The 20,193-nt window shown below is 65.7% G+C and carries 18 protein-coding genes; 15 read left to right on the top strand and 3 right to left on the bottom strand.

Annotated features, from left to right (window positions below; all coding sequences use genetic code 11):
- Positions 1-115 precede the first annotated feature (115 nt).
- Positions 116-1,534 carry a hypothetical protein gene (locus VN634_21420; GenBank protein HXC53461.1) on the bottom strand — a complete coding sequence of 473 codons (1,419 nt, stop codon included), beginning with the start codon at positions 1,532-1,534 and terminating at the stop codon, positions 116-118.
- A 355-nt stretch (positions 1,535-1,889) separates the two neighbouring features.
- Here VN634_21420 and VN634_21415 point away from each other — a divergent pair, with 355 nt between their 5' ends.
- Complete coding sequence (locus tag VN634_21415) at positions 1,890-2,672, top strand: 3'(2'),5'-bisphosphate nucleotidase CysQ (GenBank protein ID HXC53460.1); 783 nt, start codon at positions 1,890-1,892, stop codon at positions 2,670-2,672.
- A gap of 30 nt (positions 2,673-2,702) precedes the next feature.
- Here the strand turns inward: VN634_21415 and VN634_21410 are convergent, their stop codons facing one another.
- Entirely contained in the window at positions 2,703-4,241 is a 1,539-nt protein-coding gene (locus VN634_21410; protein ID HXC53459.1) for a peptidoglycan DD-metalloendopeptidase family protein, read from the bottom strand.
- Positions 4,242-4,504: 263 nt separating this feature from the next.
- Here VN634_21410 and ruvX point away from each other — a divergent pair, with 263 nt between their 5' ends.
- The 6 genes from ruvX (at position 4,505) to VN634_21380 (ending at position 10,941) form a co-directional block, all read left to right on the top strand.
- Entirely contained in the window at positions 4,505-4,924 is a 420-nt protein-coding gene (ruvX, locus tag VN634_21405; protein HXC53458.1) for a Holliday junction resolvase RuvX, read from the top strand.
- Between the two features lie 88 nt (positions 4,925-5,012).
- Positions 5,013-6,098: an endolytic transglycosylase MltG gene (gene mltG / locus VN634_21400; protein HXC53457.1), complete on the top strand. Its 1,086-nt coding sequence runs from the start codon at positions 5,013-5,015 to the stop codon at positions 6,096-6,098.
- Between the two features lie 213 nt (positions 6,099-6,311).
- Positions 6,312-6,920: a transcriptional repressor LexA gene (gene lexA, locus VN634_21395; GenBank protein HXC53456.1), complete on the top strand. Its 609-nt coding sequence runs from the start codon at positions 6,312-6,314 to the stop codon at positions 6,918-6,920.
- Positions 6,921-7,031: 111 nt separating this feature from the next.
- Positions 7,032-8,279 carry a radical SAM family heme chaperone HemW gene (gene hemW / locus VN634_21390; GenBank protein HXC53455.1) on the top strand — a complete coding sequence of 416 codons (1,248 nt, stop codon included), beginning with the start codon at positions 7,032-7,034 and terminating at the stop codon, positions 8,277-8,279.
- A 243-nt stretch (positions 8,280-8,522) separates the two neighbouring features.
- On the top strand, positions 8,523-10,040 hold the full coding sequence (locus VN634_21385) for a hypothetical protein (GenBank protein HXC53454.1): 1,518 nt from the start codon (positions 8,523-8,525) through the stop codon (positions 10,038-10,040).
- A 181-nt stretch (positions 10,041-10,221) separates the two neighbouring features.
- Positions 10,222-10,941: a sulfite exporter TauE/SafE family protein gene (locus VN634_21380; protein ID HXC53453.1), complete on the top strand. Its 720-nt coding sequence runs from the start codon at positions 10,222-10,224 to the stop codon at positions 10,939-10,941.
- A 1-nt stretch (position 10,942) separates the two neighbouring features.
- Here the strand turns inward: VN634_21380 and gmd are convergent, their stop codons facing one another.
- Positions 10,943-11,929, bottom strand: coding sequence for a GDP-mannose 4,6-dehydratase (gene gmd / locus VN634_21375; GenBank protein ID HXC53452.1), 987 nt, complete (start codon positions 11,927-11,929; stop codon positions 10,943-10,945).
- Positions 11,930-12,093: 164 nt separating this feature from the next.
- Here gmd and kdsB point away from each other — a divergent pair, with 164 nt between their 5' ends.
- From kdsB to rpoN, 8 genes are all read left to right on the top strand, one after another.
- Positions 12,094-12,879: a 3-deoxy-manno-octulosonate cytidylyltransferase gene (gene kdsB, locus VN634_21370; protein HXC53451.1), complete on the top strand. Its 786-nt coding sequence runs from the start codon at positions 12,094-12,096 to the stop codon at positions 12,877-12,879.
- Between the two features lie 55 nt (positions 12,880-12,934).
- Complete coding sequence (locus VN634_21365; protein HXC53450.1) at positions 12,935-14,629, top strand: CTP synthase; 1,695 nt, start codon at positions 12,935-12,937, stop codon at positions 14,627-14,629.
- The gene (kdsA, locus tag VN634_21360; protein HXC53449.1) at positions 14,626-15,537 is read left to right on the top strand and encodes a 3-deoxy-8-phosphooctulonate synthase; all 912 of its coding nucleotides are present in this window, start codon (positions 14,626-14,628) and stop codon (positions 15,535-15,537) included. Before VN634_21365 ends, kdsA begins: the two co-directional genes overlap by 4 nt.
- A gap of 20 nt (positions 15,538-15,557) precedes the next feature.
- The gene (locus VN634_21355) at positions 15,558-16,544 is read left to right on the top strand and encodes a KpsF/GutQ family sugar-phosphate isomerase (GenBank protein HXC53448.1); all 987 of its coding nucleotides are present in this window, start codon (positions 15,558-15,560) and stop codon (positions 16,542-16,544) included.
- A 7-nt stretch (positions 16,545-16,551) separates the two neighbouring features.
- On the top strand, positions 16,552-17,139 hold the full coding sequence (lptC, locus tag VN634_21350; GenBank protein HXC53447.1) for an LPS export ABC transporter periplasmic protein LptC: 588 nt from the start codon (positions 16,552-16,554) through the stop codon (positions 17,137-17,139).
- Between the two features lie 212 nt (positions 17,140-17,351).
- Positions 17,352-17,903 (top strand): LptA/OstA family protein, encoded by a 552-nt coding sequence (locus tag VN634_21345; protein ID HXC53446.1) that lies wholly within the window; start codon positions 17,352-17,354, stop codon positions 17,901-17,903.
- Complete coding sequence (gene lptB / locus VN634_21340) at positions 17,900-18,634, top strand: LPS export ABC transporter ATP-binding protein (protein ID HXC53445.1); 735 nt, start codon at positions 17,900-17,902, stop codon at positions 18,632-18,634. The genes VN634_21345 and lptB overlap by 4 nt, the downstream gene beginning before the upstream one ends.
- A 27-nt stretch (positions 18,635-18,661) precedes the next feature.
- On the top strand, positions 18,662-20,164 hold the full coding sequence (gene rpoN, locus VN634_21335) for an RNA polymerase factor sigma-54 (GenBank protein HXC53444.1): 1,503 nt from the start codon (positions 18,662-18,664) through the stop codon (positions 20,162-20,164).
- Positions 20,165-20,193: the final 29 nt, after the last annotated feature.

The raw sequence follows: 20,193 nt of genomic DNA, 5'->3' as shown, positions 1-20,193 counted from the left end.
TGTGATCCAGGTTTCGTCCGATGCATCAGCGCTCAGGATGCATCAGCGCTTTGAGTGATCCGTATCTTGAGCACCGAGATCGGCCCTTGGCTTCCGCCGGGGGCGCTGAGGCGCGTCACTCGCTCGGACAGTCGAGCGTGATGCCGGCCTCGCCGACGACCGCCTTGAGCGTGCGAAGCGCGTCCGTGGACGAGACCTTGCCGTCGTCGTTCGTGTCGCACTCGCATGCCGCACAGCTCGCGCTGCCGACGGCGCCCTTCAGAATGAGCAGCGCATCGCTCGCGAGCGGATCCTGCGGAGGCAGCCGCCGCGTGTTCGGAGCGCCGCACGCACACGCGCTCGCGCGGAAGACTTCGACGCTGCCGTCGGCGTTGTCGCCGGACGGATTGCAGTCGCTGTCGAACATCACGCGCGAGCCGTCGGCACTGAGGCCGCCGGCCATGCTCGAACAGTCGCTGCCGCTCGTCACGGCGAGAAGCCCGCCGACGCTGCTGCCGCCGAGAGTGACCTGGTAGACCTCGATGCTGCCGTCGCTGTTGCCGGCAAGCTTGCAGTAGCTCGAAAACGCGAGCGCACCGCCCGACGACGCCATGCGGACTTCGCCGCTCGCGCACGCGGCTCCGAGAGGCGAGCTCGATACCTGCTGCACCGTGCGCGAAGCGGTCGTTACCGTGAAGATCTCGTCGCCGGCGTCCGGATTGCCTCCGGTAAAGTCACAATCGCTGTGAAAGCCGACGATGGTCCCTGCAGCATCCATTTCCGGATGCACGCTCGAGCACGAATCGTCGGGCGCGAACGTGAGCTGTCTGACGGCGCCCGCAGAGGTCACGGTGAAGATCTCGACGGCCAGGTTTTCGTTCTCGCCGGTGAGGTCGCAGTCCGAATCGAACGCGACGAGGTTGCCGCTGCTGTCGATCGACGCAGACGTGCTGTCGCAGTTGCCGGTCGCGTCGGTCGTGAGCTGCTTCAGCACGCCCTGCACCGAGACGCGGTAGATCTCCGAGCCGCGGCCGTCGTTGTTGGTTCCGAAGATGTTGCAGGTGCTGTCGAACGCGACGAACGAGCCGGGGCCGTTGATCGATGGCGCCAGGTTTTCGCAGTCGGTCGATGTGGTGAGCTGCGATAGAGTTCCGTTCTTCCACAGGAAGATCTCGATGTTGCCGTCGGCGTTGGCGCCGACCAGGTCGCAGTCGGACTCGAACGCGATGCGCGTTCCGTCGGCGCTGATGGTCGGGCGGCTGCTCGTGCACGCGGTCTTGTCGGTAAGCTGCACGGGCGCCGAGCCCACGATCGCACGGAAGATCTCGGTGCTGCCGTCCGCGTTGGTCGTGGCCGGATCGCAATCGGACTGCCACGCGGCGATCGTACCCGTAGAATCCGATACCGGCGTGGAGCTGGCGCATCCGGTCCCGGAATCGTCCGCGGTGATCTGCACGGGTAGCGGGGTGGCGGCCGGCGATTCGGCGGCCGCCATCAGGACGGATGCGAGGGCGAGGCCGAAGACGGCGATTCCGCGGGTGGAGTTGCTGCGCACGTTCATCCTGCGTCCGTATCCTCGGAAAACACCTCGGGCGCCTTCGGGAAATCCCTCGGGCGCCGCGGGAAGACTTCCCGGGACCAACGGTCCTTCGACGGCCGTTCGAACGGCGGGCGAAAGGAGAGAATCCAAGGGAAAGGCTGGCTGTGCAAGTGGATTTCGGCGGCGCCCAAAGTTGGAAGCGGCGCGCGAACCCGTTATTGCGTCCGCGTCCCGGACGTCCCCGGACAATTTTGCCGTCGCAGGATCTTCGGGAAACTGCGCCGAAACGGATCGCGGGTCGCGCGGCGGGCGAGCGCCAGGCCGGACGGACAGCCCGCGGCGATCCAGCAGCCCATCAGGATAACCAGCCATGCAGCGAGAGCTCGAAGTTGCCATTGCAGCCGCCCGTGCGGGCGGCGCCATCGTCGCGAAGTACTACAAAGGCGAGTACGAGGTCCACGAGAAGGCCCCCGACAATCCGCTGACGGTGGCCGACACCGAGGCCGATGCGGCGATCAAGGCCGTGGTTCTCGGTGCGTTCCCCGACGACGGCTGGCTGTCGGAGGAAACCGCCGACACGACCGAGCGCCTGTCGAAGTCGCGAGTGTGGATCGTCGATCCGCTCGACGGCACCAAGGAGTTCACGCAGCACATCCCGGAATTCTGCGTGTGCGTCGCGCTGGTCGTCGACGGCGTCGTCCAGGTCGGCGTGTCCTACAATCCCGCCGAGGATCTGCTGTTTGCGGCCCGTCGTGGCGGCGGAACCACGCTCAACGGCAAACCCGTGCGCTGCACCGACCAGACGAAGGTCGCCGATGCCGTCGTGCTCGCCAGCCGCAGCGAGGACAAACGCGGCGAGTGGGATGCCTACAAGAGCCTGATGAAGGTGAAGCTGACCGGCAGCGTCGCGTACAAGTTCGCGCAGATCGCGGCCGGAATGGCCGACGCGACGTTTTCACTGACGCCGAAGAACGAGTGGGACATCTGTGCGGGAACGATGCTCGTCGAGGAAGCCGGCGGAGTCGTAACCGACCGCTTCGGCAAGCCGCTCACGTTCAACAACGCGAAGACGCTGCTTCCGGGATTGATCGCCGCAAGCTCCGTGCTGTACGGGCCGCTTCGCGACGTGATCCTCGACGTCAGCGGCGAATAGAGAAAGCTGGAAGGCGAGCCGCGCGGTGGCTCAGTCGATCGACGTCGATCCCGGCTTCGAGCTCGCGGCCAGCACCAGCGTGCCGCCGGCGCGTTCGGCTGCGGCGTAGGCAGCCTCGATCTTCTTGACCATGTCGAAGAAGCGGCGGCTCGCATCGCCGGTCAGTGACCGCGAACGCGGCGCTGCGGCGCTCATCGGATCGATGTAGACGTCGTCCTTGTACATCACGTAGTGAAGATGCGGACCGGTCGCGATGCCGGTCGAGCCGACGTACCCGATGATGTCGCCTTTTTTGACGGTGGAGCCCGGACGAAGGCCCGTCGCGATTCGCGAAAGGTGTCCGTAGCCCGACTTGTACGTGTCGTCGTGGCGGATCTCGACGTAGCGTCCGTATCCACCTTTCCATGCCGCAAGCTCGACGCTGCCGTCGGCCACCGCGTGAACCGGCGTTCCGGTCGGCGCTGCGAGATCCACGCCGTAGTGCGGGCGAACCCGGTTCAGCACCGGATGCAGCCGCGAGAACGTAAATCCGGAAGAAATGCGCGTGAACGACACCGGGAAACGCAGGTAGTCGCGGCCGAGCGCCTGGCCCTTGCTCGTGTAGTACGCTCCGGTCTTGTCGTCGCCCTGGCGGTACCAGATGCCTTCGTGAAGCTTGCCGCCGGTCTCGACGATACGCACCGAGAGAAGCTGTCCGGGAAGCGTGCCGGCGCCGTCCGGATTGCGCAGCTCCTCGAACTGGATGTTGAAGCGCGAGCCCTGCGGTAGCTTCTCGAAGTCGAGCTCCCACCCGAGCACTTCGGCGACTTCGGCAATGATCTCGTCGGGTACGTCGGCGCGCGCGGCGCTCGCGTAGAAGCTCGCGTCGATGGTTCCTTCGACGACGCGGCGGACGCGTCCGAACTCGACCGACTCGCGGTTGGCGACGACGACGCCGTCCTTGCGGCGCGCGACCAGATAGGTCGTCGCGTCGATGTCCATCTTCATCGAGACGAGGTCGGAAGCCGCGACGTCGATGCGCATCGCCAGCTTCTGGCCTTCGCGGATCTGGCTGAGGGCGTAGATGCGGCTCGCAGCCTTGATCCACGCCGCCGCGTTGGTGTTGCTGACGCCGTTCGAACCGAGAACCTCGGCGAACGTCTCGCCGGTGCGGAAGCGATGCTCGGTGTCGCGGAACTCGGGAACATCGGCGAGCGATCCAGCGTCATCGACCGGCGTCGAGACAAGGACCGCGGAGACTTTGGATTCCGGCTCGACCGGTTCGAAGACCGGGAGCACGTCGGAGAGGCTTTGTTCTTCAGGAGAGGATTCGGCGGCCGGTGCGGCGGCTGGTGCGGCTGGAAGTGCAGTAGAAGGAGTGAAGAAGCCGCGAGGAATGGGAGAAGGGATCGATGCGCTGACGATATCTTCGGTGTCTTGTTTCGCCGCAGCGATACGTACCGGTTTCGTGTCGGTCGCCACACGGAATCCCGCGAAGGACACCATGCTGACCACGAGTCCGAGCACCACGAGGCGCCCAGGACCGAGATCACCATTCTTGGGCGGCTGCCCCAGCGTTCCCACCATCATCTTCCACACCCCACGCTGGACAGCGGCCCAAGCGGCCGCCAATCCATGAAACCTGTTTTACGCAAGTTCAAAGTACGTTGCCTTCCCGTCCTGCGCCTGTCAACGCCAGCACCTGTGCCAGCAGTCTCCCTGTGACGAGCCGTCGTTTGCCCGACCGGCCTCGCCCGTTACTCTCAGTCCGTGGCCCGAGCCTTTTACCGACTATCCCGACTTCCCCGAGGTCTCCTCGCCCGACCAGTCCCCTGGGCGATGGATCCCTGACCATGCGCAGGCTAGCCGCACTGGACGTGGGAGACAAACGTATTGGCGTCGCTGTAAGTGACGCATTGCGCCTCACGGCGCAGCCGATCGGCGTCGTCGAGCGCCGTTCGCTGGCGGTCGACTGCGCCGCCATCCAGACCATGCTGGAATCGTACGATGTCGAAAAAGTCATTGCAGGACTACCACTTAACCCTCGCGGCGAAGAAGGCGAACAGGCCGACCGCGTGCGCCATTTCTGCGAAAGGTTCATCCGCGAAACCGGCCGCGAGGTGGTTTTCCAGGACGAGCGGCTCACGACGGCCGAGGGCGAGAGGATGCTGATCGAGAGCGGGATGCGGCGAAATCGCCGCAGGCAGGTCCGCGATCGCATCGCCGCCGCGCTCATCCTTCAGTCGTGGCTCGACTCGCAGCCACGCCCGTGAACCTCGCTCCGGCTCGGCCTCGCCCTTCCTCTGTCTGTTCGTGGCGTGCGACCACGACCGGCGCTTTTTGGCGCCGTCCACATCGCCGATGAAACGCGCTCTCGTCGCACTCGTCATGCTCGTGGTTGTCGCACTCGCGGCAGCAGCCGTCACTGTCATCGCAGTCATAAAGAGCGAGACGAGTCGCAGCGTCGTTCTCCCGGTAAAAACCAGCGTGGAAGTGCAGCCCGGCGAGAGCCTGCGGCGCATCGCCGGCAAGCTTCGCGAAGCGGATCTGGTCGGCAACGAGCGCGCGTTCCTGGCGATGGCACACTGGAAAGGCATCGACCGTACGATCAAGTACGGGCGCCACGAGTTCGAGGGAACGGTGACGCTGGCGTCCGTTCTCGCCGAGCTCGCGAGCCCGCCGAAACCGATCCTGCGCGTGACAATCCCCGAGGGCCGTACGCTGCGCGAGATCGGAGCGCTGCTGGAAGCGGCCGGCGCCGTCACGGCATCCAGCTATGTGGCGGTCGCCTGCTCCGACGAGTTCCGTCGCGCGGCCGGAGCGCCGGCGACGGCAAGCTGCGCCGAAGGCTTCCTGTTCCCCGACACCTACGACCTCGTTCCCGGGATGTCCCCGGGAGAGATCGTCGCGCTCCAGCTCGCGCGTTTTCATCAGGTGGTCGATCCGCTGCTCGCGGCGGCGCCTCGCCAGCCGCCGCTGCCGCTCGACGAGCTGCTGACGCTTGCATCGATCGTCGAGAAGGAAACGGCCCAGGGAGAGGAGCGGCCTCGAATCGCCGCCGTGTTCTTCAATCGGCTGAAAGCCGGGATGCCGCTGCAGACCGATCCGACGGTCATCTATGGAGTGATCGATTCGGGACTGCCGTGGGACGGGAACCTGACCCGGGCGCACCTCGCGACCCCGACTCCCTACAACACATATATGAGGAAGGGGCTTCCGCCGGGGCCGATCTGCAATCCCGGCAGGGCATCGATCGACGCCGTGCTGCATCCGGCGCCCGTCGGCGATCTCTACTTCGTCGCGCGAGGCGACGGCTCGCATGAGTTCAGCCCGAATCTTGCGACGCACAACCGGGCGGTGCGCGAGTACCAGCTCGGCCGCGGACGGCGCGCAGTGCAGGACGGCGACGGTCCGCCGCCCACTGCGGCCCCGCCGGCCCCGCAATAGCCCGACGTTCGCGGTCCGGACGATTTCGGACGATCCATGCGTAATCCCGAAAAATGACGCCGAAGGCATTGAGCTTCGCTACATTTTCGCCTAGGTTGATCCCGGATCTGGCACACAGGTCCGACGATTCGAGAATTGACCGGAATGTCGGCAATAAGCCGGCAGAGACACCGCAGGGAATCCGCGAACGCACGCGCGTATGGAGCGAATCCGATGGCCACACTGACCAAGCGCCAGAAAGAAATCCTCGACTACATCGAACAGAGCATCACGAAGAACGGCTACGCGCCGACGCTGGAGGAGATCGGCGAGCGCTTCGAGCTGCGCTCGATGGCAACCGTTCACAAGCATCTTTCGAATCTCGAAACCAAGGGGCTGATCCGCCGCAAATGGAATCACAGCCGCGCGATCGAAATCACAGAAGAGCGCCGACGGCCTGCATCGATCACGATCCCGCTTCTGGGCAGCGTCGCGGCCGGCCGTCCGATCGAAGCGATCGAAGGCAACGACACGATCGACGTCCCGCAGAGCCTGATCCGCAAACGCGACAGCTACGCGCTTCGGGTGACGGGGGATTCGATGATGGAAGAAGGCATTCTCGACGGTGACGTCATCCTCGTCGAAGAGCGGCCCGATCCGCGCAACGGCGACGTCGTCGTAGCGACCGTCGACGGTGAAGCCACCGTCAAGCGCTTCTACCGCGAGAAGAACGGAAGCGTCCGGCTGCAGCCGTCCAATGCCGCCTACAAGCCGATCGTCGTCGAGAACGGCGACCTGAAGATCCGCGGCGGTGTGGTGGGGCTGGTGCGGCGCTATCATTGATCCGTACACCGCCATGCGCATCCGCACGATGCGCACCGGGCGGCGGCCGTACGCACGTAAGGCTCACGGCCCGCAAACAGGCTCGCTGACGGCGGACCCATGCTGAGTCCGATGACGAGTCCGTTGACGAGTCCGTTCTCGATCTACGTCCACCTCCCGTACTGCGCGAAGCGCTGTCCGTACTGCGATTTCAACACCTACGTCGCCGAACGGATTCCCGAGGAGCGATACGTGGCTTCGCTCGTCCGCGAAGCAGCGTTTGCTGCGCGGGGTCCCGAGTGGACCGGCCGCCGGGTCTCGACGGTGTTCTTCGGCGGCGGAACTCCGTCGCTGTTCGCGCCGCCGAGCATCGAGGTGCTGCTGAGAACCTTCGACGAGCTGTGGGGATTTACGGACGACCCGGAGATCACGCTCGAGGCCAATCCGGGGTCGCTCGAAGGCGGCGGCGAAGCCAAGCTGCGCGGCTTTCGCGAAGCCGGCATCAACCGCGTCAGCTTCGGCGCGCAATCCTTCCAGGCCAGGCATCTGGCCACGCTCGGGCGCATTCACAGCGCGGACGAAACCGTCGGAGCGTTCGCGGCCGCGCGCCGCGCCGGTTTCGAGAATATCTCGTGCGATCTGATCTACGGCATCCCCGAACAGTCGCTGGCCGACTGGGAGAGCGACGTGCGCCTGGCGATCGGGCTCGCGAGCGAGCACGTGTCGGCCTACTGCCTCACGTACGAAAAGGGCACGCCGATGACCGGCATGCGAAACGCCGGCATGATCACCGCCGCCGACGAGGAAACCGAGCTCGCGATGTTTCGCCTCGCGCGCGAGCGCTTCGGCGACGCCGGCCTCGGCCAGTACGAGATTTCCAACTACGCAAGGCCGGGACGCGAGAGCCGCCACAACCTCGCATACTGGACGTGGCGCGATTACCTCGGCCTCGGCGCCGGCGCGCACGGCTTCGCCGCCGGAACGGATGATGTGTCTGCAGGCCCGCGCGTCGGTGACGACAGGGAAAGCGGCGCACCGGCTGCTGACTTCGAGAGTGCGTCCTGGGGCCGTCGCTACGCCAATCGAAGACTGCCGGAGCTGTACATGTCGGCCAAAGACGGCGCGTGGCACGCGAGCGAGGAATCGCTCTCGCGCGAGATGGCGATCGCGGAGTTCCTGATGGTCGGCCTGCGCCTGTCGCGCGGCATCGACGCAGCGGAATTCGAAAAGCTGTTTCGCATTCCGCTCATCGATGCCGCGCCCCGGCTCGATTCGTTCGTCGAACGCGGCCTTCTGACGCGCCGCGGACACGTCGTCACGCTGACGGATCGCGGCCTGGAGATCGCCGATTCGGTGATCACGACGCTCGCCGCAGGCTGAGACGGCGGTGTGTCAGGCCCGGGGCATCTCGCCCGCACGGGCCAGATCGCGCGAACGTTTTTTCTCGACCCTGCAAAAATCTGCACGCTTTCCCGGTTCCGGAGCGCAATCGGACGTCGCGCGCTCGACCAACGCGTCGGTTCCCGGTGGCACGCTTGCTGCATTTCCCTGTCCGTCCGGCGAACGCCGGAAATCCAAATCACAACGGAGCGCAGAGTCGCTTCGCAAGGACAGGGGACGAACATGCAACGCAGCAGACGCACATTTCACGGCGCCGCACTCGCAGGCCTGGTCGCGGCCGGCCTCATCGCCGGACCGCATGACGCGCACGCGCAGTCAGCGATCATTTACGGCTCGATCGGAAACTTCGACATCGCCAACGACACCGGCCTCGTCTGTCATGGTTTCGAGATCGACATCGACGGGCTGACCAAAGCCGACATCCCGTATTCGTTCTCCACCGAGCGCTACGGAGCGCCGACGGTTACCGACTATGCCGGCGGCGTAAGCGTGCGATGGGAGAGCCCGGTCGACGCGAACGGCGCGTACACGGAAAGAACGCTGCAGCACACCGTGCCTTGGTTTCCCGGGCAGTGTTACCAGTGGACCGGTCCGGCGACGTACCAGGATTCGGGCTGCGAACACTTCGGAACGAGCGCGTACGGCAATCCGTCGCACGTGACCGCGCGCTGGCTCTGCGACGATCCGGCGAGCCCCGGCGTGCTCACTCCGGTCGATCCTCCGACCGCGATCCCGATGCCCAGCTACTACGTGCAGCAGCCTGCCGTGGTCGGCAATCCGCCGGAGATCGTCGTCGAAGTGCAGGCTCCGCAGCCCGCCGAAGCGCCGAGCCTTTACGGCGATGCGCAGTGGATGCGCGTGTACGTGCGGCAGCTTCCCTTCGAGGTGAACCTCGACCAGCTCGTCGCCGACAACGCGGCGATCGTCCCGATGGATGCTGCCCAGCTCGAATCGAACTGGGACGTGATCCAGACCGAACCGCTCGGCGGCAACGGAAAGCGCCAGCGCAAGCGCAATGGCGGCCCGATCCAGCCGACCACGCGCTCGGTCGTGCGCCGCATCGAGATGTACGCGTACACCGGCGCCTACGATCCCGTCACGCATGAAGCCCTGTGTGCCGACGGCACCTGCACCACCCCGGCCGACGGCGAGCTCGGCGAGCTCGTCAGCACGCAGATGACGGCCGCCAACGTGCAGTCGGATTCGCTGACGGTGACGAAGACCGGGAACGGCAGCGTCGATTCTGCCGATCGCCTGATCAGCTGCGGCAGCAAATGCGTCTCTCCGTACAATGCCGGAATGTCGGTCACGCTGACCGCAAAGGCGGCGAGCGGCTACGTGTTCAGCGGATGGACCGGAGCGTGCAGCGGCCTCGGCAGCACGTGCACGGTCGTCACGAACGGACATCTGCAGGCGAACGCGACGTTCACCGCTTCGACGAGTGGAGGCGGTGGAGGCGGCGGTGGTGGTGGCGGCGGCGGCGGCACGACCACGTCCACGGCATCGCTGTCCGTCAAGACCAGCGGCGGCAAAGGCCTGATCACGAGCACACCGGCCGGGATCAGTTGCGGCAGCACGTGCTCGGTCAAGGCGGTGCCGGGCACCAGCATCACGCTGTCGATCCTTCCGGAGCCCGGCTTCCGCTTCGTGAGCTGGACCGGCGCGTGCACCGGAACCGCGGCGACCTGTACGCTGGCCGTCAACGGCACGGCGAGCGTGCAGGCGAACCTGACGAAGTAGCCCGGACTTCCGTCCCGATTCGCAGCGGCGGCGTGCGTTCCATCCGGAACGCACGCCGCTTTTCTGCATTCCGCTGGCCCGTCGTCGCAGCGACGGTTCACGTTGCGCGCCCGCACGAACGCGATTCGCGTGCACCGCCGCGCGATGCGTTCGCGCGCACGCCGGTGATAGCGTCGCGTGCATGGAGCATCAGGCGACCGTCGAAGCGATGATCGCGGTTGCCGTGAGCGCCTGGGTGCAGGGCTCGGTCGGCTTCGGCTACGCGCTGATCTCCGCACCGCTGCTCGCGCTCGTCGCACCGGAGCTCGTTCCGGGCCCGATCATGCTGAGCTCGCTGGTGCTGTCGCTCGCGTCGGCCGTGCGCGAACGCACCAGCATCGACCGCTCCGGCGTCGCGCTCGCACTTCTCGGCCGCCTTCCGGGCGTTGCGATCGGTGCGGCTGCGCTGGCATGGTTTTCCGAGCACACGACCAACGTCGTCTTCGGCGTGCTCGTGCTCGTGGCCGTCGCGCTCAGCCTGTCCGGCCTCGCGCTGCCGCGAAACCGGCGCACGCTGGTCACGACCGGATTCGTTTCGGGAGTGATGGGAACGATGACGTCGATCGGCGGGCCGCCGATTGCGCTCGTCTACCAGCACGCCGAAGGGCCGGAGCTGCGCGCGACGCTCAACACGTACTTCGCACTCGGAAGCGCCATGTCGATCCCTGCTCTGGCGCTCGCCGGTCATTTCGGACGCGTCGAGCTCGCGAGCGGCCTGCTGCTCTTGCCGGCCACCGGCGTCGGCTTCGCGATGTCCGGCGCGAGCCGGCGTTACCTCGACGAAGGCCGCACGCGCGGCGCGGTTCTCGCGGTCGCCAGCGTTTCGGCGCTCGCGGTCGTCATCCGCACGTTGCTGGTGTGAGCTACGATTCTTTCTTCGCGAGCTCGAGATCGGAGTCGACCATGACTGCGACGAGCTCGTCGAACAGCGTGTGCGGCTCCCAGTCGAGCACGCGGCGGGCCTTGGACGCGTCGCCGAGAAGCAGGTCGACTTCCGACGGCCGCTCGAACTTCGGGTCGAGCACGACATGGTCGCGCCAGCTCAGGCCGACCCGCGTGAACGCCTTCTCGAGAAATTCGCCGACCGAATGCGTCTCGCCGGTGGCGACCACGTAGTCGTCCGGCTCGCGATGCTGGAGCATGCGCCACATCGCATCGACGTAGTCCGGCGCAAAACCCCAGTCGCGTTTGGCGTCGAGGTTGCCGAGCGAAAGCTTGTCCTGCAGGCCGAGCTTGATGCGCGCCGCCGCGCGCGAAATTTTCCTCGTGACGAAGCTTTCACCGCGGCGCGGAGATTCGTGATTGAACAGGATGCCGTTGCACGCGAACATCCCGTACGCTTCGCGATAGTTGATGGCCTGGTAGTACGCGAACGCCTTCGCGCAGCCGTACGGGCTGCGCGGATGCAGTGGCGTCTTTTCCGATTGCGGCACTTCGGCAACCTTGCCGAACATCTCGCTCGAAGAGGCCTGGTAGAACTTCGCCGGCTTCTTCATGCGGCGCACGGCTTCGAGAAGATTGACCGCGCCCATGCCGGTCACTTCGACCGTGAACGCAGGCTCGTCGAACGACACCCGCACGTGGGACTGCGCCGCGAGGTTGTAGACTTCGTCCGGCTCGATGCGTTCGAGCAGATCGCGCAGCCGGAGCGCGTCGGTGATGTCGCCGTAGTGAAGGAAGAATTGCGGCGACGGATCGTCGGGCCGGTGAAGGTGGTCGATGCGGGTGCGTGCGACCGTGCTGGTGCGGCGCACCAGCCCGTGGACTTCATATCCTTTGCGGAGCAGAAGCTCGGCAAGATACGAGCCGTCCTGTCCGGTCACGCCGGTGACGAATGCACGCTTGGTCATGCGACGTGCCGCGAGTACGCCGCAGCGCACACGGAGTCAAAAGCGCACAGGGGTTTTGCGCATTCCCGTGCGGACCGGCCAAATGCCGGTCGCAGCCGCTTTGACTTCCCGCCACAGGGCTCGCTATATCGTTCTCCGGCGCGGTACCGTCCGCGCCGATCTCGATGCACGCAACTTCGAACGACGTCGCGGTCGTCGTCATCCCCGCAAGGTACGGGTCGACGAGGCTGCCGGGAAAGCCTTTGGCCGATCTCGGAGGCATGCCTCTCGTCGAGCACGTCTGGCGACGGGCCTGCGAGGCCCGCCTCCCGTCGCGGGTGCTGGTTGCCACCGATGATGAACGCATCCGCGCGGCGCTTCCCGCCGAAGCGGACGTCGTCATGACACGCGCCGACCATCCGAGTGGAAGCGACCGCATCGCCGAGGTCGCCGAGTCGCTCGACTGCGCGATCGTCGTCAACGTGCAGGGCGATCTTCCGCTGCTCGATCCGACGCTGGTCGACGATCTCATCGAAATGCTCCGCAGCGACCCCGGTCTCGGGCTGGCCACCGTTGCGGTGCCTCTAGAGCATGCCGACGAGCTCCAGAACCCGTCGGTCGTCAAGGTCGTCTGCAACCTTGCCGGTCGCGCGCTGTATTTCTCGCGGGCTGCGATTCCGTTCGATCGCGCGCGACCCGGTTCGATCGCCGGAGCGTTTCGTCATGTCGGCATCTACGCGTATCGACGCGAGACGCTGCTGGCCTTCGCAGCCATGAAGCCGACGCCGCTCGAACAGACCGAAAGTCTCGAACAGCTTCGCGCACTGGAAAACGGAATCGGCATCGGTGTGGTCCGCCGTGCGCACGGAGTTCCGATCGAAGTGGATACGCCCGAGGATCTGGCCGCGCTGCGCGCGCAGCTCGCGGCCGGAACGCACGCCATCAATGCGCCGGCGCATGCCGGACGGTAGGATAGCAACGCGGGCGCGCTTCGCCCGCCGAGGAGCCAGGTAAGGAGTCGTCAGCATGAGCACGAGCGAAGCCAGGCCCACCAAATACATCTTCGTCACCGGCGGCGTCGTCTCGGCGCTCGGCAAAGGCCTCGCTTCCGCATCGATGGGTGCGCTGCTCGAAAGCTCCGGCCTCAAGGTCTCGATGCTCAAGATGGACCCGTACATCAACGTCGATCCCGGCACGATGAGCCCGTTCCAGCACGGCGAGGTCTACGTCACCGACGACGGCTACGAGGCCGACCTCGATCTCGGACATTACGAGCGTTTCATCTCGACGCCGATGAGCCGGCGCAACAACATCACGACCGGCGCCGTATATTTCGAAGTCATCACCAAGGAGCGCCGCGGCGACTATCTCGGCGCGACGGTGCAGGTGATTCCGCACATTACCGACGAGATCAAAAGCCGCATCCGTGCAGCCGCCGAAGGCATGGACCTCTTGATCGGCGAAGTCGGCGGCACCGTCGGCGACATCGAGAGCCTGCCGTTCCTCGAGGCGATCCGCCAGATCCGCTTCGATGTCGGCGCCGAAAACGTGCTGTTCGTGCACCTGACGCTGGTGCCGTTCATCGGCGCCGCCGGCGAGATCAAGACCAAGCCGACCCAGCACAGCGTAAAAGAGCTCACCGGGCTCGGCATCCAGCCCGACATCCTGCTGCTGCGCTGCGACCGCCCGCTGTCGCAATCGGTCAAGGAAAAAGTCGCGCTGTTCTGCAACGTCGATCGCAAGTCGGTGCTCGAAGCGCGCGACATCGACAGCATCTACAAGCTGCCGCTCGCGCTCCAGGAGCAGGGCCTGCACGATCGCGTGACGACCAAGCTGCACATCTGGACCGGCGCGCCGAAGCTGGTGCCGTGGGAGAAAGTCGCCCACACGATCGACAATCCCAAAGACAAGGTGCGCATCGCGATGGTCGGCAAGTACGTCGGCCTCACCGATTCGTACAAGTCGATGAACGAAGCGCTCACGCACGGCGGCATCGCCAATGAGTGCGCCGTCGAGATCGTCCACGTCGATTCGGAGGAGGTCGAGTCCAAGGGCATCACGCCCGAGATCCTCGGCGCCGACGCCGTGCTCGTACCGATGGGCTTCGGTCCGCGCGGCACCGAAGGCAAGATCGCCACGATCCAGTACGTGCGCGAAAACAAGGTACCGTTCTTCGGCATCTGTTACGGCATGCAGATGGCCGTCATCGAATTCGCGCGCAACGTCTGCGGCCTCGAGGGCGCCCACACCACCGAAGCCGATCCGGCAACACCGCATCCGGTGATCGACCTGATGATCGCCCAGCAGGCGCTCGCGCAGAAAGGCGGGACGATGCGGCTCGGCGCCTATCCGTGCCACATCAAGGAAGGCACGCTGACGCACCGCACGTACAACAAGAAGAAGATCAGCGAGCGCCACCGCCACCGCTACGAGTTCAACATCGCGTACCGCGACCGCATCGAAAAAGGCGGAATGGTGCTGTCGGGAACCTCGCCCGACGGCTCGCTCGTCGAGATGATCGAGCTTCCGAATCACCCGTGGTTCCTCGCGTGCCAGTTCCATCCGGAATTCAAGTCGAAGCCGCTCGATCCGCATCCGTTGTTCCGCGGGTTCGTCCGCGCCGCGCTCGCCCACAAGCAGCAGCGCCGCGAGACTCCGCCGCTTCGCAATCTCGGGCTGCGCGTCGTCGGCGCCCGTGAAGACGAGACGGAGAACGGATGAACGTAGCTTCGTTCTCGATCGGCGACGGTCCGCGCAGCATCGAAGCCGGCGCCGGACGCCTCTTTCTGATTGCGGGCCCGTGCGTGATCGAGTCGCGCGACTCGGTGATGCGGCACTCGGCCGCGCTCGCGAAGATCAGCGACGACGTCGGCGTGCCGATCATCTTCAAGGCGTCGTTCGACAAGGCCAACCGCACGTCGCATGCCTCGTTCCGCGGGATCGGCATCGACGAGGGGCTTCGGATCCTCGCCGACGCGCGCGCGGCGACCGGCCTTCCGGTGCTGACCGACGTGCACGACGCATCGCAGGTCGCGCCCACGGCAGAAGCCGTCGACGTGCTGCAGATCCCGGCGCTGCTGTGCCGCCAGACCGATCTCGTCAAGGCGGCGGCGGCGAGCGGGAAGCCGGTCAACATCAAGAAGGGCCAGTTCCTCGCGCCGTGGGACATGAAGAACGTGCTCGCCAAGGCGCGCGAAGCCGGCAGCACCAAGGTGCTGCTGACCGAGCGCGGCGCGAGCTTCGGTTACGGGAATCTCGTCAGTGATTTTCGCTCGCTCGAGATCATGCGCGACTTCGGTGCGCCGGTGGTCTTCGATGCAACGCATTCGGTGCAGCTTCCCGGCGCGGGCGGCGACAAATCGGCCGGAGAGCGCCGCTTCATTCCGACGCTCGCGAGGGCGGCCGTAGCCGTCGGCACCGACGGCCTTTTCATGGAAGTCCACGAGAATCCGGACAAGGCGCTCAGCGACGGACCGAACTCGCTTTACCTTTCGGATCTTGCCGAGCTCCTGCGCCGGCTGCTTGCGATTCATTCGGCGCGCGGGCCACTCCGCGGCGACGCCGGAAGCGGCCCGTTGGCCGCCGATTCGATGCCCGGCGCGCCGGCCGGCAATCCGGCGCGCGCGTGAGACGGTTCGAGGATTTCTCGATGGTGCGTGACCTGGATCCGAATGCTGCGCTCGAGACCGCGCGCCGTGTGCTGCGCATCGAATGCGAGGCGCTCGACGAGACGGCGTCGCGACTCGACGAGAATTTCTCGCGCGCCGTCGACCTGATCCTCCACTGCAAGGGCCGCGTGGTCGTGACGGGCATGGGCAAGTCCGGGCAGATCTGCCGCAAGATCGCCGCGACGATGGCGTCCACCGGAACGTCGGCGTTCTTCCTTCATGCGGGCGAAGCCGTGCACGGCGACCTCGGAATGTTCGCCCGCGGCGACGTCTGCATTGCGATTTCCAACAGCGGCACCACGCAGGAGGTGCTCGCGCTCCTTCCAGGCGTGAAGCGCCTCGCGATTCCGCTGATCGCGATCACCGGCGGGCTCTCGTCGCCGCTCGCCGAGGCCGCCGACGTGGTCATCGACGTGCGCGTGCGCAAGGAAGCCTGCCCGATGAACCTCGCGCCGACGGCGAGCACGACCGTTACGCTCGCGATCGGCGACGCGCTGTCGGTCGCGGTCCTCGAAGCCAAGGGCTTCACCGATCGCGACTTCGCGCAGCTTCATCCGGGCGGCGCGCTCGGCCGCAAGCTGATGCGCGTCGAGGAAGTGATGCATCCGGATGCCCAGGTGCCGCTGGTCACGACCAGCTCGAGCCTGACGGAAACGCTTCGCACGATGACCGAAGGCGGGCTCGGAACCGTCGGCGTCGTCGACGACGCCAGCGGCGAGCTTGCCGGCGTCATCACCGACGGCGACATCCGCCGCGCCGTGCTGCGGCACGGCGACGTCTCGGGAAAGAAAGCCAGCGACCTGATGTCGCAGAATCCCAAGACCGCGCGCGCCGAAGCGCTCGTCGAGGAAGCGCTCGCGACGATGGAGAAGCATTCGATCACCGCGCTGTTCATCCTCGAGCGCGATACGCGCCGGCCGATCGGCATCGTCCACCTCCACGACCTGCTCAAGGCGAGCGTCGCCTGAAACCTTCGTGAGCCGACGCGGCTGGCGCTTTCTGCTCGGGGCAGTGCTCATCGTGGCGCTGGCCGGGCTCGGCCTTTCGCTCACGCGCCGGGCGAGCGTCTCGGAGCTCGTCAGCACGTCGTTCCTCGCGTCGCAGGCTCTTCCCGAGCTGCTGCAGCGCATCCGCAACTTCCATCGCGTGATCACGCGCGAAGGCCGCAAGGTGCTCGAGGTTTCCGCCAGCGAGGCGAGCTACTTCAAGAACGACAAGGCGATCGAGATCGTCGCGCCGAAGGTGGTGTTCTACGAAGGCGGCGAGCGCGTCGGCGAAGTCTCCGCCACGAGGGGACGGCTTTTTCTCGACGGCACCGACGTCCAGTCGGTCGAAGTCAGCGGCGAGGTCCTCTTCGAGCTCGGCCGGCTGCGCCTGATGACCGACAACCTCACGTACGACAAGGCGTCGAGCCACATCAACGCGCATGGGGTGGCGCGCGTCTCGGCCGCCGAGCTCGACCTGACCGGTACAGACATGACCGTGGACATGCTAAACCGCAGCGTCGTGATCGGCACCGGCGTAAGCATGACCCTGCGCCCGCACGCGGAGACCCCGTCGTGAAAAGGGGACAGGTACATTTAAAAAAGTCGTGGTTTTTCGCGCGCCGCACGAATGCCGCCACGGATCTGCGAGCACAGCTGAACCCGCATTTTTCGACGCCCCCTGCGTTTCCGCGCAGTTGCATAAATGTACCTGTCCCCTTTTTAATTCTGCTGATTTTTCTTGGGGTGGGTTCTGCGGGGGCGGAGGATACGGCGCGGAAGACGAATGATGTGCTGAGCTCGGTGGCCGGCATTGCGAAGAATCTCGAGCTGGCCGACGTGCCGTCGCCGATCAACATCACGGCCGACCGCCTCGAGTTCCTCTACGGCGAGGGCCTGCTCCGCTACCAGGGCAACGTGACGGTCGACCACGCCGGCGCGAAGATCCGCGCGCAGTCGCTCGACGTTTCGTTCGAGCCCGAAGGCAAGCGAAGCCTGAAAAAGATCACGGCGCGCGGCAACGTCGAAGTCACGCGCGGCGACGAATCAGCGCGCGGCGAGGTCGCCGAGTACGATCCGACCGGCGGGACGATCACGCTTTCGCAGAACGCCCGGCTCGGCTCGGGGCCGAACTCGGTTGCCGGCGAGAAGGTCGTCGTCTATCTGAACGAAAAGCGGGCGGTGGTTCTCGGAGGTGCGGCGACGCCAGCCTCCGGCACGGCCACTGCCGGCTCCGAGACCGCGCCGGCCGCGGGCGGCCGCATCAAGGCGGTCTTCATGCCCGACGCGCTCGACAAGAAGGGACCGGACGCGGTCGACAAGAAGGGACCTGCCAAAAAGTGACGACCGCCCCCATTCGTCTGTCGGCACGCGACATCGTCAAGCGCTACGGTGCCCGTACGGTCGTCGACCACCTGTCGCTCGAAATTCAGCAGGGCGAGGTCGTCGGCCTGCTCGGTCCGAACGGAGCCGGCAAGACCACCACGTTCCACATCGTCGTCGGTTTCGAGAAGGCCGACGAAGGCTCGGTAATGCTCGGAGACCGAGCGATCTCCGGCCTTGCGATGTACGAACGGGCGCGCGCCGGCATCGGATACCTTCCGCAGGAACCCTCGGTCTTCCGGCGCCTCAGCGTCGAGGACAATCTTCTCGCAATCCTGGAAACTCTCGATATCGACGAAGCCGAGCGGCGCGAACGCCTCGAGACTCTGCTCGAGGAGCTCGGCGTAACGCACGTCCGCAAGACAATGGGCGCGGCGCTGTCGGGCGGCGAGAGGCGGCGCGTCGAAATCGCCCGGGCGCTCGTCATTTCGCCCAAGTTCATGCTGCTCGACGAGCCGTTCGCCGGCGTGGACCCGATTGCGGTTATCGACATCCAAAGCATCATTGCGCAGCTCCGGGAACGCGGAATCGGCGTGCTGATCACCGACCACAACGTCCGCGAGACCCTTGGCATCTGCGACAGGGCGTACATCCTCAACGAAGGGCGGATCCTCGAGGAGGGCAGCCCCGAGTCGATCGCTTCGAGCCGGCAGGCGCGCGAGATATACCTCGGCGAACGTTTCCGGCTCTGACGACTCGAAGCGTCGCGCGAAAAAAGGATGGGACTCGAGCAACGACTACTGCTCAAACAAAGCCTGCAGCTGCGGATGACGCCGCAGCTGCGCCTTGCGATCAAGATCCTGCAGCTGTCGCGTCCCGAGCTCGAGGTGATGATCGCCGACGAGCTCTGCCAGAACCCGGTGCTCGAGGAGATCATGGACGCCGTCCCCGAACGCGTCGAGCAGCGCACCGGGGACCTTGAAGTCTCCGAGAGCGAAAGCCCCGACGGGGTCGCCGTCACCAATGAGCGCGAGCCCGAGAGCGCGCAGGAAGTCGGCCAGCTCGACATCGACGAATACCTCGACCGCCACTCGGCCGACATCCACGGCTCGGTCGGCGCCGGCTCGGACCGCGACGACAACCGCGACCGGCTCTTCGAGAACGCCAAGGCCCGCGAAGACACGCTCGCCGACGCGCTCGTCGACCAGCTCGGCCTGCTTGCGATGAGCGACGACGAGCGCCGCATCGCAACGATGATCGCCAACAACCTCGACGACGACGGTTATCTTGCGTGCACGGTCGAGGAGCTCGCGTTTCTGTCGGGCGCCACCATCGAACAGCTCGAAGAAGCGCGCGAGATCGTCCAGGAGCTCGAGCCTCCGGGATGCGGAAGCGTCGACCTTCGCGACTGCCTGCTCGTGCAGCTGCGGCTGATCGGTTACGAGAGCGACGACTACGTGGTCGCGGTCGCCGACCGTTATCTCAAAGAGCTCGAGTCGCAGAAGTACGACAAGGTCGCCAAAGAGCTCGGCACGACCGCGGCCGAAATCGTCGAAGCCCATCGCATCATCCGCTCGCTCGATCCGCGTCCGGGACGCGGTTTCGGCGGCGCGGAGACGCGCTACATCACGCCCGATGCGTACATCGTGCGCATCGGCGACGAATTCCAGGTTGCGCTCAACGATGAAGGCATCCCCGCGCTGCAGGTCAATTCGTACTACCGCAGCATGATCAAGGGCCGCGAGGCCGGCGGCGAAGCGACCGGCTACCTGCAGGAACGCGTGCGAGCGGCGAGCTGGCTCATCAAGTCGATCGAGCAGCGCCAGAGAACTCTCCGAAAGGTTGTCGAGAGCATCGTCCGTCATCAGCGCGACTTCCTGATCCAGGGCGTCAGCGCGCTCAGGCCGATGGTGCTCAAGGACGTGGCCGGCGACATTGGCATGCACGAGTCCACGATCAGCCGCGCGACGTCCGGCAAGTACGTGCATACCCCGCAGGGGATCTACGAGCTCAAATGGTTCTTCACGAGCAGCCTTCACTCGAGCGTCGGCGAAGACGTGTCGTCGGAAAGCGTGCGCCGCAAGATCCTCGACATCGTTGCCAAGGAAGATCCGCGCCAGCCGTTCAGCGATCAGTACATCTGCGAGCAGCTGGCCAGGGAAAACATTGACATCGCCCGCCGTACCGTGGCGAAATATCGCGAAGGACTGGGGATTCTTCCTTCGTCCAAGCGCAAGCGAATGATCGCACTCAACGACCAGAACGGCTTCCGACGCCGATGAAAACGCCCACAGCCCGCGCTCTTCAGGAG

This window comes from Candidatus Limnocylindrales bacterium (assembly GCA_035571835.1).
GTDB lineage: Bacteria > Desulfobacterota > Binatia > UBA1149 > CAITLU01 > DATNBU01.
This window is presented reverse-complemented; position numbering and strand designations above follow the sequence as displayed.

Bases quoted from the DNA above. Each gene is read 5' to 3' on its own strand.
- VN634_21385 (HXC53454.1), top strand. From the start codon at position 8,523: ATGCAACGCAGCAGACGCACATTTCACGGCGCCGCACTCGCAGGCCTG.
- VN634_21355 (HXC53448.1), top strand. From the start codon at position 15,558: ATGGTGCGTGACCTGGATCCGAATGCTGCGCTCGAGACCGCGCGCCGT.
- VN634_21365 (HXC53450.1), top strand. From the start codon at position 12,935: ATGAGCACGAGCGAAGCCAGGCCCACCAAATACATCTTCGTCACCGGC.
- hemW (HXC53455.1), top strand. From the start codon at position 7,032: ATGACGAGTCCGTTGACGAGTCCGTTCTCGATCTACGTCCACCTCCCG.
- gmd (HXC53452.1), bottom strand. From the start codon at position 11,929: ATGACCAAGCGTGCATTCGTCACCGGCGTGACCGGACAGGACGGCTCG.
- kdsA (HXC53449.1), top strand. From the start codon at position 14,626: ATGAACGTAGCTTCGTTCTCGATCGGCGACGGTCCGCGCAGCATCGAA.
- VN634_21380 (HXC53453.1), top strand. From the start codon at position 10,222: ATGGAGCATCAGGCGACCGTCGAAGCGATGATCGCGGTTGCCGTGAGC.
- mltG (HXC53457.1), top strand. From the start codon at position 5,013: ATGAAACGCGCTCTCGTCGCACTCGTCATGCTCGTGGTTGTCGCACTC.
- kdsB (HXC53451.1), top strand. From the start codon at position 12,094: ATGCACGCAACTTCGAACGACGTCGCGGTCGTCGTCATCCCCGCAAGG.
- ruvX (HXC53458.1), top strand. From the start codon at position 4,505: ATGCGCAGGCTAGCCGCACTGGACGTGGGAGACAAACGTATTGGCGTC.
- lexA (HXC53456.1), top strand. From the start codon at position 6,312: ATGGCCACACTGACCAAGCGCCAGAAAGAAATCCTCGACTACATCGAA.
- rpoN (HXC53444.1), top strand. From the start codon at position 18,662: ATGGGACTCGAGCAACGACTACTGCTCAAACAAAGCCTGCAGCTGCGG.
- VN634_21415 (HXC53460.1), top strand. From the start codon at position 1,890: ATGCAGCGAGAGCTCGAAGTTGCCATTGCAGCCGCCCGTGCGGGCGGC.
- VN634_21410 (HXC53459.1), bottom strand. From the start codon at position 4,241: ATGATGGTGGGAACGCTGGGGCAGCCGCCCAAGAATGGTGATCTCGGT.